This is a genomic window from Micromonospora sp. AKA38 (assembly GCF_027925725.1).
Taxonomy (GTDB): Bacteria; Actinomycetota; Actinomycetes; order Mycobacteriales; family Micromonosporaceae; genus Micromonospora.
In genome coordinates this window covers 425,204-441,038 of sequence record NZ_BNEI01000003.1, presented here as the reverse complement: position 1 = coordinate 441,038, position 15,835 = coordinate 425,204, and the positions used below count along the sequence as shown (strand labels likewise).

General features: G+C 74.5%; 15 protein-coding genes. 9 read left to right on the top strand and 6 right to left on the bottom strand.

The window, feature by feature from the left end; all coding sequences use genetic code 11:
- The first annotated feature begins 115 nt into the window (after nucleotides 1–115).
- A complete protein-coding gene (locus TPA0908_RS10415) occupies nucleotides 116–451 on the top strand; it encodes a glyoxalase superfamily protein (protein WP_281936952.1) in 336 nt (111 codons plus the stop codon).
- Between the two features lie 6 nt (nucleotides 452–457).
- Here TPA0908_RS10415 and TPA0908_RS10410 read toward each other — a convergent pair whose 3' ends face one another.
- Together TPA0908_RS10410 and TPA0908_RS10405 are read right to left on the bottom strand one after the other, a co-directional pair.
- Nucleotides 458–2,305 (bottom strand): glycoside hydrolase family 15 protein, encoded by a 1,848-nt coding sequence (locus TPA0908_RS10410; RefSeq protein ID WP_281936949.1) that lies wholly within the window; start codon nucleotides 2,303–2,305, stop codon nucleotides 458–460.
- A gap of 53 nt (nucleotides 2,306–2,358) precedes the next feature.
- Entirely contained in the window at nucleotides 2,359–3,339 is a 981-nt protein-coding gene (locus tag TPA0908_RS10405; protein ID WP_281936948.1) for an NAD(P)/FAD-dependent oxidoreductase, read from the bottom strand.
- A gap of 79 nt (nucleotides 3,340–3,418) precedes the next feature.
- On the opposite strand from TPA0908_RS10405, the gene TPA0908_RS10400 reads away from it, so the two are divergent.
- From TPA0908_RS10400 to TPA0908_RS10390, 3 genes are all read left to right on the top strand, one after another.
- The gene (locus TPA0908_RS10400; protein ID WP_281936946.1) at nucleotides 3,419–4,003 is read left to right on the top strand and encodes a helix-turn-helix domain-containing protein; all 585 of its coding nucleotides are present in this window, start codon (nucleotides 3,419–3,421) and stop codon (nucleotides 4,001–4,003) included.
- 40 nt (nucleotides 4,004–4,043) lie between these two features.
- Entirely contained in the window at nucleotides 4,044–4,841 is a 798-nt protein-coding gene (locus tag TPA0908_RS10395; RefSeq protein WP_281936945.1) for an alpha/beta fold hydrolase, read from the top strand.
- A gap of 184 nt (nucleotides 4,842–5,025) precedes the next feature.
- Entirely contained in the window at nucleotides 5,026–6,237 is a 1,212-nt protein-coding gene (locus TPA0908_RS10390; protein ID WP_281936944.1) for an ROK family transcriptional regulator, read from the top strand.
- A 134-nt stretch (nucleotides 6,238–6,371) separates the two neighbouring features.
- On the opposite strand, the gene TPA0908_RS10385 is transcribed toward TPA0908_RS10390, so the two are convergent.
- Together TPA0908_RS10385 and TPA0908_RS10380 are read right to left on the bottom strand one after the other, a co-directional pair.
- The gene (locus tag TPA0908_RS10385; RefSeq protein ID WP_281936942.1) at nucleotides 6,372–7,310 is read right to left on the bottom strand and encodes a phosphotransferase; all 939 of its coding nucleotides are present in this window, start codon (nucleotides 7,308–7,310) and stop codon (nucleotides 6,372–6,374) included.
- A 122-nt stretch (nucleotides 7,311–7,432) separates the two neighbouring features.
- Nucleotides 7,433–8,002, bottom strand: a complete 570-nt coding sequence (locus TPA0908_RS10380) for a dihydrofolate reductase family protein (protein ID WP_374709195.1) — start codon at nucleotides 8,000–8,002, stop codon at nucleotides 7,433–7,435.
- A 92-nt stretch (nucleotides 8,003–8,094) separates the two neighbouring features.
- Here TPA0908_RS10380 and TPA0908_RS10375 point away from each other — a divergent pair, with 92 nt between their 5' ends.
- Together TPA0908_RS10375 and TPA0908_RS10370 are read left to right on the top strand one after the other, a co-directional pair.
- Complete coding sequence (locus TPA0908_RS10375) at nucleotides 8,095–8,679, top strand: TetR/AcrR family transcriptional regulator (RefSeq protein WP_281936938.1); 585 nt, start codon at nucleotides 8,095–8,097, stop codon at nucleotides 8,677–8,679.
- Between the two features lie 75 nt (nucleotides 8,680–8,754).
- On the top strand, nucleotides 8,755–9,900 hold the full coding sequence (locus TPA0908_RS10370; protein WP_281936936.1) for a polysaccharide pyruvyl transferase family protein: 1,146 nt from the start codon (nucleotides 8,755–8,757) through the stop codon (nucleotides 9,898–9,900).
- 10 nt (nucleotides 9,901–9,910) lie between these two features.
- On the opposite strand, the gene TPA0908_RS10365 is transcribed toward TPA0908_RS10370, so the two are convergent.
- Nucleotides 9,911–10,117: a hypothetical protein gene (locus TPA0908_RS10365; protein WP_281936934.1), complete on the bottom strand. Its 207-nt coding sequence runs from the start codon at nucleotides 10,115–10,117 to the stop codon at nucleotides 9,911–9,913.
- Nucleotides 10,118–10,199: 82 nt separating this feature from the next.
- Between TPA0908_RS10365 and TPA0908_RS10360 the strand changes: the two genes are divergently transcribed.
- Nucleotides 10,200–10,721: a DinB family protein gene (locus TPA0908_RS10360; RefSeq protein ID WP_281936932.1), complete on the top strand. Its 522-nt coding sequence runs from the start codon at nucleotides 10,200–10,202 to the stop codon at nucleotides 10,719–10,721.
- 75 nt (nucleotides 10,722–10,796) lie between these two features.
- On the opposite strand, the gene TPA0908_RS10355 is transcribed toward TPA0908_RS10360, so the two are convergent.
- Entirely contained in the window at nucleotides 10,797–11,660 is an 864-nt protein-coding gene (locus tag TPA0908_RS10355) for a carbohydrate kinase family protein (RefSeq protein WP_281936930.1), read from the bottom strand.
- 62 nt (nucleotides 11,661–11,722) lie between these two features.
- Here TPA0908_RS10355 and TPA0908_RS10350 point away from each other — a divergent pair, with 62 nt between their 5' ends.
- Both TPA0908_RS10350 and TPA0908_RS10345 read left to right on the top strand, forming a co-directional pair.
- Nucleotides 11,723–14,836, top strand: a complete 3,114-nt coding sequence (locus tag TPA0908_RS10350; RefSeq protein ID WP_281936929.1) for a DEAD/DEAH box helicase — start codon at nucleotides 11,723–11,725, stop codon at nucleotides 14,834–14,836.
- A complete protein-coding gene (locus TPA0908_RS10345) occupies nucleotides 14,833–15,816 on the top strand; it encodes an SWIM zinc finger family protein (protein WP_281936928.1) in 984 nt (327 codons plus the stop codon). Before TPA0908_RS10350 ends, TPA0908_RS10345 begins: the two co-directional genes overlap by 4 nt.
- Nucleotides 15,817–15,835 lie beyond the last annotated feature (19 nt).

The window sequence follows — 15,835 nt, the reverse complement described above, 5'->3', positions numbered from 1 at the left end:
ACGCGAGCAACACAGTGGGTTCCGAGCCGGGTCCCCGTTCCTCAGCCATCCCTCGCTGCTGTCCGGATCGGCGGCGTTCGAACCGCGTGTCGTAGGCGGCGGTCACAATCGCGGCATGACCGAACGACTGGCCCCCGTCCTGCGGGTTCGGGACACCGACGCCGCCGTCGCCTGGTACGCCCGCCTCGGGTTCGTCCGGCAGTGGGAGCACCGGTTCGCGCCCGACCTGCCGCGCTACGTCAGCATCGCCCGACCCGGCATGGAGATCCACCTGTCCGAGCACGCCGGCGACGCCCGGCCCGGGACGCTGGTCTACCTCTACGTCGACGACGTGGACGCGCTGGCGGCGGCGTGCGGCGGGGTCGAGGTCGGCAGCCAGGACTGGGGGCGGGACTTCGTGGTCACCGACCCGGACGGCAACCGGATCCGGGTCGGCACCGTGCCGGCGTGAGTCGTCCTACTGGCGGCGGCGGGCGTCCGCCTCGGCGTCGAGCAGGTCGTTCAGCGCCAACGCCGAGTTGATCAGGGAGAGGTGGCTGAAGGCCTGCGGGTAGTTGCCGATCTGCTCACCGGTCGCGGCGATCTCCTCGGCGTACAGGCCGAGGTGGTTGCTGAACGTGAACATCTTCTCGAACGTGAGTCTCGCGTCGTCCAGTCGGCCGGTGCGGGCCAGCGCCTCGACGTACCAGAACGTGCACATGTTGAACGTGCCCTCGTGGCCGGGGAGGCCGTCGGGGGAGTGCTCCGGGTCGTACCGGTGGACCAGGCTGTCGGAGACCAGGTCCCGTTCGATCGACGCCAGCGTGGACTTCCAGAGCGGGTCGCTCGGCGTGATGAAGCCGACCGCCGGCATGGCCAGCAGCGCGGCGTCCAGCACGTTCTCGTCGTACGCCTGCACGAAGCTGCCGCGTTCCCGGTGGTAACCGCGGGCCATGACCTGGTTGTAGATCCGGTTGCGCTGCTCGGTCCAGCAGGACATGTCCCCGGGGCGGCCGGTACGGGTGGCCAGCCGGATGGCCCGGTCCAGCGCCACCCAGGACATCACCCGCCCGAACGTGTAGTTGCGGGGGTGGTGGCGGCTCTCCCAGATACCGGCGTCGCGCTGGTCCCAGTTGTGGCAGAGCCAGTCGACGAGCCGGACGGTGCTCTTCCAGACCTGGTGCGACACCCGGATGCCCTGCTCGTCGGCGAGGTGCATGGCGTAGAGCGCCTCGCCGTGGATGTCGAGCTGGAGTTGGTCGGCGGCGCCGTTGCCGATCCGCACCGGGCTGGAGCCGCGGTAGCCCTCCAGGTGGTTGAGCACCTCCTCGTGCAGGTCGGAGGAGCCGTCCACCCGATACATGATCTTCAGTGGGTCCTGGTGGTCGCCGGCCTCGCGGATCCGTTCGTCCAGCCAGTCCATGTAGCGGCTGACCTCCTCGGTGAACCCGAGGCCGAGCAGCGCGTGCACGGAGAACGACGTGTCGCGTACCCAGGTGTAGCGGTAGTCCCAGTTGCGGGAGCCGCCGACCAGCTCGGGCAGCGCGGCGGTGGGCGCGGCGATCATCGCGCCGGTCGGCGCGTACGTCATGAGCTTGAGCGTGATGGCGGACCGTTCGACCATCTCCCGCCAGCGGCCGGTGTAGCGGGACCGCTCGACCCAGCGCCGCCAGTAGTCGCGGGTCCACTCGAACATCCCCTGGACCTCTTCCGGGGAGATGATCCGCGGTTCCGCGCCGCCCGTCTCCAGGACCACCCCGCCGGTGTCGCCCTCGTTCAACGTGCCGTGCGCGACCAGGTCACCGTCGTCCAGGTGGAGGTCGCCGCTCTGGGAGATCAGCTGGCGCACCGGGTCGACCGGGTTGAACGTGAGCGACGCCGACGGGCTGCGGAAGACGTACCCGTTCCGGTGGCGTTCGAGCCGGTGCTTCTGCCGGGCGTAGTCGAACCGGGGCCGGCACTCGACCCGGAAGCGCATGCTGCCCCGGACCATGTTGACCATGCGGACCAGGCGGTGGGCGTCGGTGGCCCGCTCGCCGGTGACCGGCATGAAGTCCATCACCTCGGCGACGCCGTCCGCGCTGATGAAGCGCGTGATCAGGATCGGTGTGCCGGGCAGGTAGAGCTGCTTGGTGACGTACCGGACGTCGTGCGGGGCGATCCGGAAGTAGCCGCCCTTCTCCCGGTCCAGCAGCGCGGCGAAGACGCTCGGCGAGTCGAAGCGCGGCGCGCAGAACCAGTCGATCGTCCCGTCGCAGGTCACCAGCGCGGCGGTCTGCAGGTCGCCGATGAGCCCGTGATCCTCGATCGCCGGATAGCTCTCCACGTCGCCCCCCGGTGTCGACTGCCTCCTGCGCTTTCAACCTAGGGGAAGAATTGTCAGGTTAGGGCCGTTTCGCGGTCCGTCGTCCGCCGACGCGCCTCGACCGCCGCGCGCGTCTCCGCGGCCACCAGATCCGCGTTGATCATCGCGGCTGTCCGGGCGCCGGCCGCCGCCGCGGCTCCGACCTGCGCGGACAGGTCGGTCACGTTCCCCGCCACCCACACCCCGGGGACCCCGGTACGCCCCGCCGGGTCGGCCGGCACGTACTCGCCCGAACCGCTCTCGTGCGGCGCCACGCGCAGCCCCAGTGTCGCCAGGAACCCGGCCCGCGCCACCATCCGGGGCGCGACGGTCAGCACCTCCCGGCTGACCGTGCGGCCGTCGCCCAGGCGTACCCCGGTCAACCGGTCCCCGACCACCTCGACGGCCGCGACCTCGCCCTCCACCACCGGCACGCCGCGCGCGGCGAGCTGCTCCGCCTGCTCGTCGGTGAGCGACGGCGCGGTATGGCGGAGATAGACCACGTCGTCGCTCCACTGCCGGAACAGCAGCGCCTGGTGCACCGACAGCGGGCCGCTGCCGATCACCCCGATCGGCCGGTCGCGCACCTCCCACCCGTGGCAGTACGGGCAGTGCACCAGGTCCCGGCCCCAGCGCTCGCGCAACCCGGCCACCGCCGGCAGCTCGTCGACCAGGCCGGTGGCCACCAGCACCTGGCCGGCCCGCACCCGACGACCGTCGGCCAGCGCCACGTCGAACCCCTCGCCGTCGCGGGTCACCGCCTCGACCTCGCCGGTGAGCAGGTGACCGCCGTAACGGCGGACCTCGTCGCGCCCGCGTGCCAGCAGCTCGGCCGGCGGCACGCCGTCGAGGCCCAGCAGCGCGTGCACCCCGTCGGCCGGCGCGTTGCGCGGGCTGCCCCCGTCGACCACCAGCACCGACCGGCGCGCCCGGGCCAGCATCAGCGCGCCGCTCAGACCGGCCGCACCGCCGCCGATCACCAACACCTCGTAGTCGTCCTGCCGTACCTCGGTCATCGTGACCACCTCCGCGCCCAGCGTGCGACGACCCTGCGCTCGGGAGCAAACCTTGTTGCCAACGTGGCAAGCTGGCGGGATGGATGACGACCTCGACCAGGCGCTCGACGCGGTCGGCCCCCGCCTGCGCGCGCTGCGCCGCGAACGGGAGACCACGCTCGCCGACCTCTCCGCCACGACCGGCATCTCGGTGAGCACGCTGTCCCGGCTGGAGTCCGGCGGCCGGCGGCCCACGTTGGAGCTGCTGCTCCCGCTGGCCAAGGCGTACGGCGTCGCCCTGGACGAACTGGTCGGCGCGCCACCCACCGGTGACCCGCGGATCCACCTGCGGCCGGTCGCCGCGCACGGGATGACCATGCTGCCGCTCACCCGGCGGCCCGGCGGCATCCAGGCGTACAAGCTGATCATCCCGGCCGGCGGCCGGGCCGAGCCCGAGCCGAAGACCCACGAGGGGTACGAGTGGGTCTACGTGCTCAACGGGCGGCTGCGCCTGGTGCTCGGCGAGCACGACCTGGTGCTCGTCCCCGGTGAGGCGGCCGAGTTCGACACCCGCGTCCCGCACTGGTTCGGCCGCGCCGACGCCGACGGCGTGGAGTTCCTCAGCCTCTTCGGCAGCCAGGGCGAGCGGGCCCACCTGCGCGCCCGCCCACGCGCTCGGGACTGATCCCGCCCCGAAACGCCGGCCGGGGCGGCACGATCAGCGGGTGAGTTATGCGGACGTGCGCGGGCTACGGATCTGGTACGAGGTGCAGGGCGCCGGCAAGCCGCTGGTCCTGCTGCACGGCTCCTACGGCTCGACCGGGACGTTCGCCCCGGTCCGGTCCGCGCTGGCCGCCCGCCGGCGACTGATCGCGGTCGACCTGCGAGGCCACGGCCGCACCGGCGGCGTGGACCGGCCGCTGCGGTACGAGTCGATGGCCGACGACGTGGCCGCGCTGCTGCGGCACCTCGACCTGCCCGAGGTCGACCTGCTCGGCTACTCGCTCGGCGGCGGCGTGGCCCTGCGTACCGCGATCCAGCATCCCGCGCTGGTCCGCCGCCTGGTCCTGGTCTCCACGCCGTTCCGGCGCGGCGGCTGGCACCCGCGGGTGCTGGCCGCGATGTCCACGCACGACGAACGCGCCGCCGAGCGGATGCGTGGCACCCCGCCGTACGAGCGGTACGCGGAGGCCGCGCCCCGGCCGCAGGACTGGCCGGCGCTCTGGGCGCGCAGCGGTGAGCTGCTGCGCCGCGACTACGACTGGTCGGCCGAGGTGGCCGCGCTGCCGATGCCGGTGCTGCTGGTCTTCGCGGACGCCGACGCGATCCCGATGAGTCACGTGACCGAGTTCTTCGGCCTGCTCGGCGGCGGCCACCGGGACCCGGGCGACGACGGATCGGACCGGCCCACGTCCCGGTTGGCCGTGCTGCCCGGCCTGACCCACGACGAGGTGGTGGCGTCGCCCGCGCTGCCGGCGGCGGTGCTGCCGTTCCTCACGCACGTGGCGCGCGCGCCCGGCTGAGCGCACCACGTCGACTGCGGCGTGGACCGGCCCGTCGCCGGACGCCACTTCTGCCGAAACCGTCGGCCGGCATCGCGATCGGCCATCCGCAACGACCCCGCGCTGGAATGAACGCCGGCCGACCGGCTGATGGTTGAGGTCTATCCTCGGAGGACAGGCCGTGTGTCAGCTGACGGGGTGGTCGATGCTGAAGGATCTGGCTGCGGATCGGCATGCGCAGGTGGACACCCGTCGCCGCAACCTGGGTGCGCTACTCCGCCGGGTCCACCTGGGGGGCGCGGTCTCCCGCGTCGAGCTGGCCGACTGGCTGGGCGTCAACCGCAGCACGGTCATGGCGCTCACGGCGGACCTCGCGGCTGCCGGCCTGGTTCGGGAGGTGCCCGCCACGACGAGCGGACGGGCGGGACGTCCGTCTTTCGTGGTCCGCCCGGAATCGGAAGCCGTTCACGTCCTCGCCTTCGACATCGCGGTGGACCGGCTCGTGGCCGCCCGGGTCGACCTGGGCGGGACGGTCTCGGCCCGGCTCGAGGCGACCCGGGCCCGCGCCGGGGCCGACCTCGACGCGGTGGTGTCCGTGCTCGCCGACTTCGGGCGGGCGCTGCACCACGACGCGCCGCCGACGTCGGTGTGCGTGGGCATCGGCGCGTCCTACTGCGGGATGATCCGGCCCGGGGACGGGATGGTGCGGTTCGGGCCGGACCTGGGTTGGGTGGACCAGGCGTTCGGCGTCGAACTGGCCCGCCGGCTGGATCTCGGCCTGCCGGTGCTGGTCGGCAACGAGGCCCACCTGGGCGCGATTGCCGAGCACCGACGCGGCGCCGGCGTCGGCGCGCAGAACCTGATCTACCTGCACGGTGACGTCGGAGTGGGTGGCGGGATCATCGTCGGCGGGGACCTGCTCGACGGTGACGGCGGGTACGGTTCCGAGGTCGGGCACATGCTGGTCAACCCGTACCAGGGGCGGCCCTGTGGCTGCGGCTCGCGCGGGTGCCTGGAGGCCGAGGTGGGTGAGCGGGCGCTGCTCGACGAGGCCGGCCGCCCGGCCGACCACCGGGGGCGGGAGGCGGTGCGCGCCGTGGTCGCCGCCGCCGAGCAGGGGGATGCCGCCGCGTGCGAGGCGCTGCGACGCATCGGTGACTGGCTGGGCATCGGCGTGGCGAACCTGATCAACCTGTTCAACCCCGGCGTGGTGATCTTCGGCGGGACGCTGCGCGAGGTGTTCCCGGGCACCGCAGCCCAGCAGGTCCGCAACCGGATCGCCGCCAACGTGCTCCCCGTCTCGCGCGACAAGGCCCACCTGCGCGTCTCCGCGCTGGGCTACGACGCCACCCTGATCGGCGCCGCCGAACTGGCCTTCACCCCGTTACTGACCAACCCCCTCGCCCTCCGTCCCTAACCCACCCCACCCCACCCCACCCGTGCGTCGATCTTGCAGAAGTGGCCCGGGTGGAAGGGGCGTATCGGGCTTTCGAGGGGCCACAACTGCAAGATCAACGAGGTGGGGAGGGTGGGGAGGGTGGGGGGCAGAGGTCAGGGGCTCAGGCGGCGGGTCAGCCAGGGGAGCAGGGCGTCGGCCTGGAGTCGCTGGAACGTCCGCACGGTCGGGATGCCGGGCGGCGGCGGTTGACGGGCGCCGTCGAGGAAGAAGCCGGTGAGGCCGGCCAGCACCCCGGTCAGATCGGCCGGGTCGACGTGCGCGGTGAGCGGCCGGGAGGCCAGCAGGGCGTCCGGGTCGTGGCCGCCGTACACCTGCACGTTGATGACGGTGAGCAAGGTGTCCAGCCAGGCCGGCCCACGACAGGCCCAGGGCCAGTCGACCACGGTGATCCGTCCGTCCGGGCCGAGCAGCAGGTTGTCGGCGCGGACGTCGAGGTGGCAGAGCGTGTCGCCGGCCAGCGCGGCGAGGCCGCGGTCGGCGGCGGCGCGCAGCTCGGGCAGGTGGTCGCGGGCCCACGGGTCGAGATCGGCGGGCGGATCGTCGGCGAGGCGTCGCCAGCCGGCGAAGTCGTGGACGAGCGCCTCGGTCGCGGTGGTGGTCGCGACCGTGGGGGCCGGGGTGAGCGTCGCGGCCATCGTCTCCAGCGTGGACAGCACGGCGGCCAGCTCGCCGGCGTCCCACGGGGTGACCGGGTGCCGGCCCTCGACGTCGGCGTAGACCAACGCGATCCACTCGCCGTCGTCGTGGCTGCCGAGCAGCCGGGGCGTCGGCGCGGTCGGCGGCAGCGCGGCGGCGATCCGGGCCTCCGCGCGGTGCATGGCCGGCGTGTGCTGGTTCTGCGCGGGGCTGACCGCCTTGACGAAGGCCCGCTCGCCACGCGCGGTGCGGACCCGGTCGGCGGTGCCGGGGGAGAAGCCGCCCGGCTGCGACTCCGCCGTCACCACCCGGTCGTCGAGGATGGTCTCGACCGCGGCGCGTACGTGGGCCGGCAGCTCGTGCCAGTGGAGTCGGGTCTTCGTCAGGCTGCTCACCCGGTCCACCGTGCGCGCCGTCCCCTCGCCGGGCAACCGAGTTAGCCGGGGCCCCGCTCGACATCGAGGCGTCAAGCGGGGCCCCTGCCTCTACCGGATGCGTTAACAGGGGGCCCGGCCTTTCACCGCGCGTAGCGCAGCACCACGACGCCGCTGTTGAACGGGCGGGTGGCGGTGAGGGTGAACCGGCTCGGGTCGAAGCCGCGGTCGACCAGCGGGATGCCGCTGCCGGCCACCACCGGGTTGAGCTTGACCACCAGCTCGTCGATCTCGTCGAGGAGCTGGCCGGCGAGGTTGCCGCCGCCGCAGAGCCAGATGTCGCCGCCGGGACGCGTCTTCAGCTCGCGGACGAACGCCGCCGGCTCGCCGGTCACCACCGAGACGTCCGGATGGTCCGCCGGGTCCAGGGAGCGGCTGAAGACGTACTGCTCCAGGTGGGCGTAGGGGCTGGTGACGCCGACCTTCAGGGCCGGCTCGTAGGTGGCGCGACCCATCAGCACGGCGTCGAAGCGGCCGGTGGGTGGCGACGGGACGCCGAGCTGGGCGTGGGCGAACGTGGGCAGCGTCTGCGGCCAGTCGGACACCAGGTAGGGGGCCACGTCCGGCTCCAGCGGGAGGAAGTCGAACGACCCGTCGGGGGCGGCGATGAAGCCGTCGAGCGTGCTGGCGACGAAGTAGACGAGCGTGCGCAAACCGACTCCGATGTCCAAGGTAACCACGACGGCCGTCGTGGTTCGGCGACGAATGTACAACACCTGTCGTGGTTGTTGCTAGGGTGTCCGGCGTGGCCAGGAACCCGGAACGCCGTACCCTGCTCGCCGACGCCGGCCTGCGGATCCTCGCCGCCGCCGGCGCGCGGGGGCTGACCCACCGGGCGGTCGACGCCGAGGCGGGCGTGCCCACCGGCACGACCTCCAACTACTTCCCGTCCCGGTCGGCGCTGCTCGCCGGCCTGGCCGAACGGATCTTCGACCGGATGGCGCCCGACCCGGCGGTGGTGGCCGACCTGGGCCGCCGGGAGCCGTCGCTCGCGCTGTTCACCGACTACCTGCGCGACGTCGTCGCCCGCACCACCCGCGAGCCCGACCTCACCCGGGCGCTGTGGGAGCTGCGGCTGGAGGCCGGCCGCCGTCCCGAACTGCGGGCCGCGCTCGGCGACGTGCTCCGCCGGGGGTACGCCGACGACGTCGCCTTCCACGTCGCCGCCGGCCTGCCCGGCGGGGCGTACGAGATCGCGCTGCTGCACTACGCGGTCGACGGGCTCCTGCTCGACCTGCTCACCACCTCGATCGACGCCGGGTTCGACCCCGACCAGGTGGTCTCCACCCTGGTCTCCCGTCTGGTCGGTGGCGCGGACCTCGCCCCCTGAGACCGGCACCCGACCGGGTTACCCCGGCGTGCGCAGCGGGAACGCTGGCCCGGACGCCACGGAAAGGAGCATCGGATGACCGGAGGCGCCGGACTGACCATCGGCGTGCTCGGCTCGTACGGCGGACGCAACCTCGGCGACGAGGCGATCCTCACGGGTCTCCTGACCGACCTGCGTCAGCACGAGCCGAACGCGCGGATCATCGTGTTCTCCCGCAACCCGGCGCACACCGCGCTGGCCCACCCCGACGTCGAGGCGGTGCCGTGGGAGGGCGTCAGCCGGGTCGACTCGTCCCAGGTGCTCAACCAGCTCGACCTGCTCGTCCTGGGCGGCGGCGGGATCCTCTACGACAAGGAGGCCCGGCGCTACCTACGGGTGGTCCGGGTCGCCCAGGAGCGGGGCCTGCCGCTGCTCACGTACGCGGTCGGCGTCGGCCCGCTCACCGACGGGGTGGACACCGGCATGGTCCGCGAGACGCTGGCACAGGCCGTCGAGGTGACCGTCCGGGACCAGGAGTCGCGGATGGTGCTGGAGGAGGCCGGCCTGGTCAACCCGATCACCGTCACCGGCGACCCGGCGTTCCTGCTCACGCCCGAGGAGTTCCCCGCGCAGTGGCTGCGTGAGGAGGGCGTGCCGGCCGGTTCGCGACTGGTCGGGTTGAGCGTGCGCGAGCCGGGCCGGGCCGCGGAACGCCTCGACGTGGACGGCTACCACCGGCTGCTCGCCCAGATCGGTGACTTCCTGGTGCACCGGATCGACGCGCACGTGCTCTTCGTCCCGATGGAACGCGACGACATCCGGCACTCGCACGGCGTGCTGTCGCACATGATCGCCGCGGACCGGGGCCGGATCCTGCACGGCGACTACCGCCCGGCGCAGATCCTCGGCCTGATGCGCCACTTCGACCTGGCGGTCGGCATGCGGCTGCACTTCCTGATCTTCGCTGCCATGATGAACACGCCGTTCCTGCCGCTGCCGTACGCCGGCAAGGTCTTCGACCTGGCCCAGCGGCTCGGCGTGCCGGCGCTGCGCGGCATGGAGCGGGAGGTGGAGGGCCCGCTGCTGGCCGAGGTGGACCGGTTGTGGGACGAGCGGGCGGCCCGCGCCGACGAGACCGCCCGCCGGGTGGCCGAGGTCTGCGAGCAGGCGCGCGGCACCTCGCAGGTGACCCGCAGCGTGCTGGACAGCATCCGGACCCGCACGCTGACCCCGGTGGCCTGAGCCGGCGCGCTCAGACCGCCGGGCCGCGCCAGGTGTAGACCCAGTCGTGCTCCGGCCGGTCGTCCGACTCCAGCTCGTAGATCTGCGCCTCCGCCAGCCCACCCGCCCCGAGGTGGTGGTGGGTCAGCGGCGGACGGCCGTTGCTGTCCAGCTCGACCGTGACGGTCTCGCCGTCGGCCGCGCCGCCGACCAGGGGAATGTGCACCGTGGAAGCCATGCGCCCATCCTGCCCCGGCCGAAGGGCACGCGCAGCGGATAGCGGGGCAGCGTGCGGTCGGTCCGGCGACTAGGGTCCGGACATGGCGACCCCGACGATCGACCCGACACTCGGTCCGGTCCTCGCCCGCACGGGCGACGAACGGGCGATCCTCGACGCGTTCCTCGACTTCCACCGCGCCACCGTGCTGCGCAAGGCGCGCGGCCTCGCCGACGCCGACGCCTGTCGACGGCTGGTGCCCTCGCTGACCACGCTGGCCGGGCTGCTCAAGCACCTCGCCCTGGTCGAGGGAAACTGGTTCGCCCGGCTGTTCGCGCCGGAGCCGGGCGACGTCTACCTCACCTCCCAGGCCGACGCCGACGCCAGCTTCACGCTCGGCCCCGACGACACGGTCGAGGCGCTCGCCGCTGCCTACGAGGCGGCCTGCGCCCGGTCCCGCGCCGTCGCCGCCCGCTTCGACCTCGACCACGTGGTGCCGCATCCCCAGCTCGGCGAGGTGTCGCTGCGGTGGGTGCTGGTGCACCTGATCGAGGAGACCGCCCGGCACGCCGGGCACGCCGACATCCTGCGCGAGCTGACCGACGGCGAGACCGGCGCGATCTGAGCGTCGGAGCGGCCTCGTCCCGGTCCAGCGGGCACGCTCCGGGCGCGGCGGCACCCGTCGAACCGCCCGCGGGTGTCACTCGCGGGGCAGCAGCCCGTCCGGATACTCCATCCCGTCGTGGGTGCACGCGGCGGCGGCGACCCGGGCGGCGTAGCGGGCCGCGTCGAGCGGGTCGGCACCCCGCAGCCGGGCCGCGATCAGGCCCGCGGCGAAGGCGTCCCCGGCGCCGTTGGTGTCCACCACCGGCGCCGGTGGGGTGGCGGCCGGCACGTGCGCCGGCGGCGCGTCCGGGGTGTGCAGGGTCGCGCCGGCCGCCCCGCCGGTGACCAGCACCGTGCGCGGCGCCAGCCCGGCCGCCGCCTTGCCGGCCCGCTCGCCCAGCTTCACGTCGCTGACGAACACCAGCCCGGCGGCCTCGGCGAACGGCCGGTGGTAGCCGTTCTCGCCGTCCCAGTCGTGCAGATCGGTGGAGAGGGACACGGCACCACGCAGCGTCGGCAGCGCGTCCCGCGCCCAATCCATGATCGACACGTGCGTGTGGGCGGCCCCGGCGACCAGCGCGGCCAGCTCCGCCTCGGCGAACGGCGCCGCCGGGCCGGACCACGGGCGCGGGTCGTACAACGACATCCGTCGGCCGGCCGGGTCGACCAGGTTCACCGACCGGCGGGTACCGGCCGGCGCGTCCACCAGCACGGTCCGCACCGAGGTACGCGCCAGCGCCGCCCGCACCACGTCGCCGGCCGGATCGGCGCCCAGCACGTCGACGAGCGTCACCCGCAGGCCGAGCGCGTGCGCGGCCAGCGCCACCCCGGCCCCGGTGTTGCCGATCCGCAGCTCGACCGGGGGCACGGTCAGCGAGTCGGCGGCGGGCAGCGGCAGCGCGGGCACCCGGGCGCGTACGTCCACGCCCAGCCCACCGATCACGAGGAGGTCGGCCATGGCGCCGACGATATCCGCGCCGAGCCGCCTATCCTGGCCCCGGACGTCGCGAGGGGGAGAGCGTGCTGGTCATCCACGGGCTGTGGCTGCCCGGCGCGGGGCTCGCCCTGTGGGCCGAGGACGGCGCGCTGCCGGCCGCCGCGCCGCGCCGGCCCGGCCGTGCGCCCCGGGAACGGCCGCACCCGTTCGCCGCCGACCACGCCACGCTGGCCGCCGCGCTCGATCCGCTGCCGGGTGAGCCGATCTCCGTGCGGCTCGGCCTGCCCACCCGCGCCGGCTCGCCGGTGGACTCGCCGGAGCTGGTCCGGGCCGCCGTCGGGGACCCGGTCCGCGGCCCGGTCACCCGCGCCGGTTGGCGGGTCCCCGCGCTGGCGTACGCCCCGGACGACGCGTACGCGCTGCTGCGCGCGCCCCGGCCGGACCCGGTCGGGGCGAGCCTGCGCCACCTGGCCGAGCTGGCCGACTTCGCCGCCGACCTGGTCACCCGTGGCCGCCTGCTCCCCACCGTGCTCGCCCTCAAGGAGGGGCCCCCGCTTAACGCCTCCGGTAGAGAAGGGGCCCCCTCTCACCACCCGGCGCGAGCCCGGCGCCGGCTCCGGTCGGTGGCGGAGGCCGACGTGGCGACCGCTCTGGCGCTCTGGCGGCCACTGCTCACCGGCACGGACGCGGGCTGGGCCCGCGACCTGGCGCTGGCCCTGCCCCCGGCGGCCCGCGCCGCCCGCGAGGGCGTGGGGCCGGGCGAACTGGTGGCGGATGCGCTGGACGCGCTCGTCGACGCCGCCGCCCGGGCGGCCCTGGCCGACACCCGGCTGCACCGGGGCATGCGACCCGGCGGTCCGGTGCCGCGCTGGCTGGCCGCGCTCACCGGCCCGGAGCGCGCCTTCACCACCGAGCCGGCCGCGTTGGCGACGCTGCGGCGCGAGCTGGACGCCTGGCAGCGCGACGCCGCCGGCGGCGCGGTACGGGCCACGTTCCGCCTGGTCGAGCCGGCCGTCGACCCGGTCGCCGAACTGGTCGAGGGCGGCGCGTGGCGGGTGGAGTTCGGCCTGCACCCGACCGACGAGCCGGGGCTGGTGGTCGACGCCGGGCACATCTGGCAGCGGCCCGCGCCCGCGCTCGCCGCGCGCGGCATCGACCCGCAGGAGACGCTGCTGGCGGAGCTGGGCCGGGCCAGCCGGCTCTGGCCGGAGGTGGACGCGGCGCTGCGTACCGCCGCGCCGGAGGGGATGGAGCTGGACGCCGAGGGCGCGCACCGGTTCCTGCGCGAGGGAGCGCCGGTGCTGCACGCGGCCGGTTTCGGGGTCCTGCTGCCGTCCTGGTGGCGGCGTTCCTCGTCCCGTCTCGGCGCCCGGCTGCGGGCGCGCAGCCGCACCGCGCCGGGCGCGGTCGCCACCGCCGCCGGCACGCTGGGGATGGACGCGCTCGTCGACTACCGCTGGGAGGTGGCGCTCGGCGACCAGCCGCTGACCGCCGAGGAGTTGGCCTCGCTGGCCGACCTGAAGTCGCCGCTGGTCCGGCTGCGCGGTCGCTGGGTCGAGCTGGACCCGCAGCGGCTGGAGGCCGGGCTGCGCCTGCTGCGGTCCTCCGGCGAGCTGACCGTGGCGGACCTGCTGCGGATGGGGCTGTCCGGCGAGGAGGGCGGTGGCGAGCTGCCGGTGCTGGACGTGGTCGCCGACGGGGCGCTCGGCGAGCTGCTGGCCGGCGAGGCGGAGCGGCGGCTCACGCCGGCCGACCCGCCGCCGGGCTTCGTCGGGACGCTGCGGCCGTACCAACGGCGCGGCCTGGCCTGGCTGACCTTCCTCCAGTCGCTGGGGCTGGGCGGGATCCTCGCCGACGACATGGGGCTGGGCAAGACGGTGCAGCTGCTCGCGTTGCTCGCCGGTGACCCGCCGCAGGCCGGCCCGACGCTGCTGGTCTGCCCGATGTCGCTGGTCGGCAACTGGCAGCGGGAGGCCGCGACGTTCGCGCCCGACCTGCGCGTGCACGTGCACCACGGCGCGGAGCGGACCCGGGGCGAGGAGTTCGGCGTCGCCGTGCAGGAGGTGGACCTGGTGCTCACCACCTACTCGGTGGCCGCCCGGGACGCCGTCGACCTCGCCGGCGTGGACTGGCACCGGGTGGTGGTGGACGAGGCACAGGCGATCAAGAACGCCGCGACCCGGCAGGCCGAGGCGGTCCGCGCGCTGCCCGCGCGGCACCGGGTCGCAGTCACCGGTACGCCTGTCGAGAACCGGCTCGCCGACCTCTGGTCGATCATGCAGTTCGCCAATCCGGGGCTGCTCGGCCCGGCCGCGACGTTCCGCAAGCGGTTCGCCGAGCCGATCGAGCGGCACGGCGACGCCGAGGTGGCCGAGCGGCTGCGCCGCGTCACCGGCCCGTTCGTGCTGCGGCGGCTCAAGACCGATCCGTCGATCATCACCGACCTGCCGGAGAAGCTGGAGATGGAGGTGCTCTGCAACCTCACCGCCGAGCAGGCCGCGCTCTACCGGGCCGTGGTCGACGACATGATGGCGAAGATCGAGTCCAGTGACGGGATCGAGCGCCGGGGGCTGGTGCTGGCCACCATGACCCGGCTCAAGCAGGTCTGCAACCATCCCGCCCAGTTGCTGCACGACGGCTCCGCGCTGGCCGGCCGGTCCGGCAAGCTGGAACGGCTCGACGAGATCGTCGACGAGGTGCTCGCGGCGGAGGAGAGGGCGCTGCTCTTCACCCAGTACGCCGAGTTCGGCGGGATGCTGCGCGGGCACCTGTCGGCGCGTACCGGCCGGGAGGTGCTGTTCCTGCACGGCGGTGTCGGCAAGGCCGAGCGGGACGCCATGGTCACCCGGTTCCAGTCGCCGGACGGCCCGCCGCTGTTCGTGCTCTCGCTCAAGGCCGGCGGCACCGGGCTCACGCTGACCGCCGCCAACCACGTGGTGCACGTGGACCGCTGGTGGAACCCGGCGGTGGAGGACCAGGCCACCGACCGGGCGTTCCGCATCGGCCAGCGCCGCCGCGTGCAGGTGCGCAAGTTCGTCTGCGCCGGCACGGTGGAGGAGAAGGTGGCCGCGATGATCGCCGACAAGCGGAACCTGGCCCGGTCGGTGGTGGGCAGCGGCGAGCAGTGGGTCACCGAGCTGTCCACCGAGACGCTGCGGGAGCTGTTCACGCTGGAGGCCGGGGCGGTGGTCGAGTGAGCACGGGTCCCCGCTTCGACGAGTACGGGCCGCCGCTGCGGGTCGAGGGTGGGCTGCGGGCGCGCAGCACCCGGGGCGCGATCGGGCGGTCCTGGTGGTCGCGGCGGTTCCTGGAGGTGTTGGAGTCGTTCGCGCTCGGCACCCGGCTCACCCGGGGTCGGGCGTACGCGCGCCGGGGGCAGGTGCTCCGGCTGGACGTCGCGCCCGGACTCGTCACCGCCGAGGTGCAGGGGTCGCGGCCGACTCCGTACCCGGTGCGGATCGGGCTGTCCGCGTACCCGGAGGAGGTTTGGCGTCGGATCGAGGCGGAGCTGGCCGGGCAGGCGTTCTTCAGCGCCCGGCTGCTCGCCGGTGACCTGCCGGCGGAGCTGGAGGAGTTGTTCGCCGCGGCGGGCGCGCCGCTGTTCCCGGCCGACGTGGGCGAGCTGGCGCAGCGCTGCGGCTGCCCCGACTTCGCGGTGCCGTGCAAGCACCTGGCGGCCACGTTCTACCTGCTCGCCGAGGCGTTCGACGCGGACCCGTTCCGGCTGCTGCACTGGCGCGGCCGATCCCGGGCCGACCTGCTGGACCGGCTGCGGACGCTACGCGGGGTCCGGCCCGACGGGTCGGCGGCGGCGTCGGCCGGATCGGCGGACCCGCCGGCCGGGACGGCAGCGTCGTCGGCCGGGTCGGTGGACCACCCGGGCGGGACGGCAGCGGCGTCGTCGGCGGGCTCGGTGGACCCGCCGGCCGGGGCGGCGGCGTTGTCGGTGACCGGCGCCGGGCGGGTGCTGGCCGGGTTGACGCCGATCGAGCCGGCGGCGGAGCTGGACCGGTTCTGGCTCTCACCGGTGGCGCTGCCCGACCGTCCGCCCACCCTGGACACCGGCCCGGAGCTGCTGCTGCGGCAGCTCGGCCCACCCGGCGCCGAGATCGGTGGGCCGGGCCTGGTCGAGCGGCTGCGCCGCGCGTACCGGGAGTTGCGCGGACCGGCCGGTTGAGCGGGTGCCCCACCTCTAC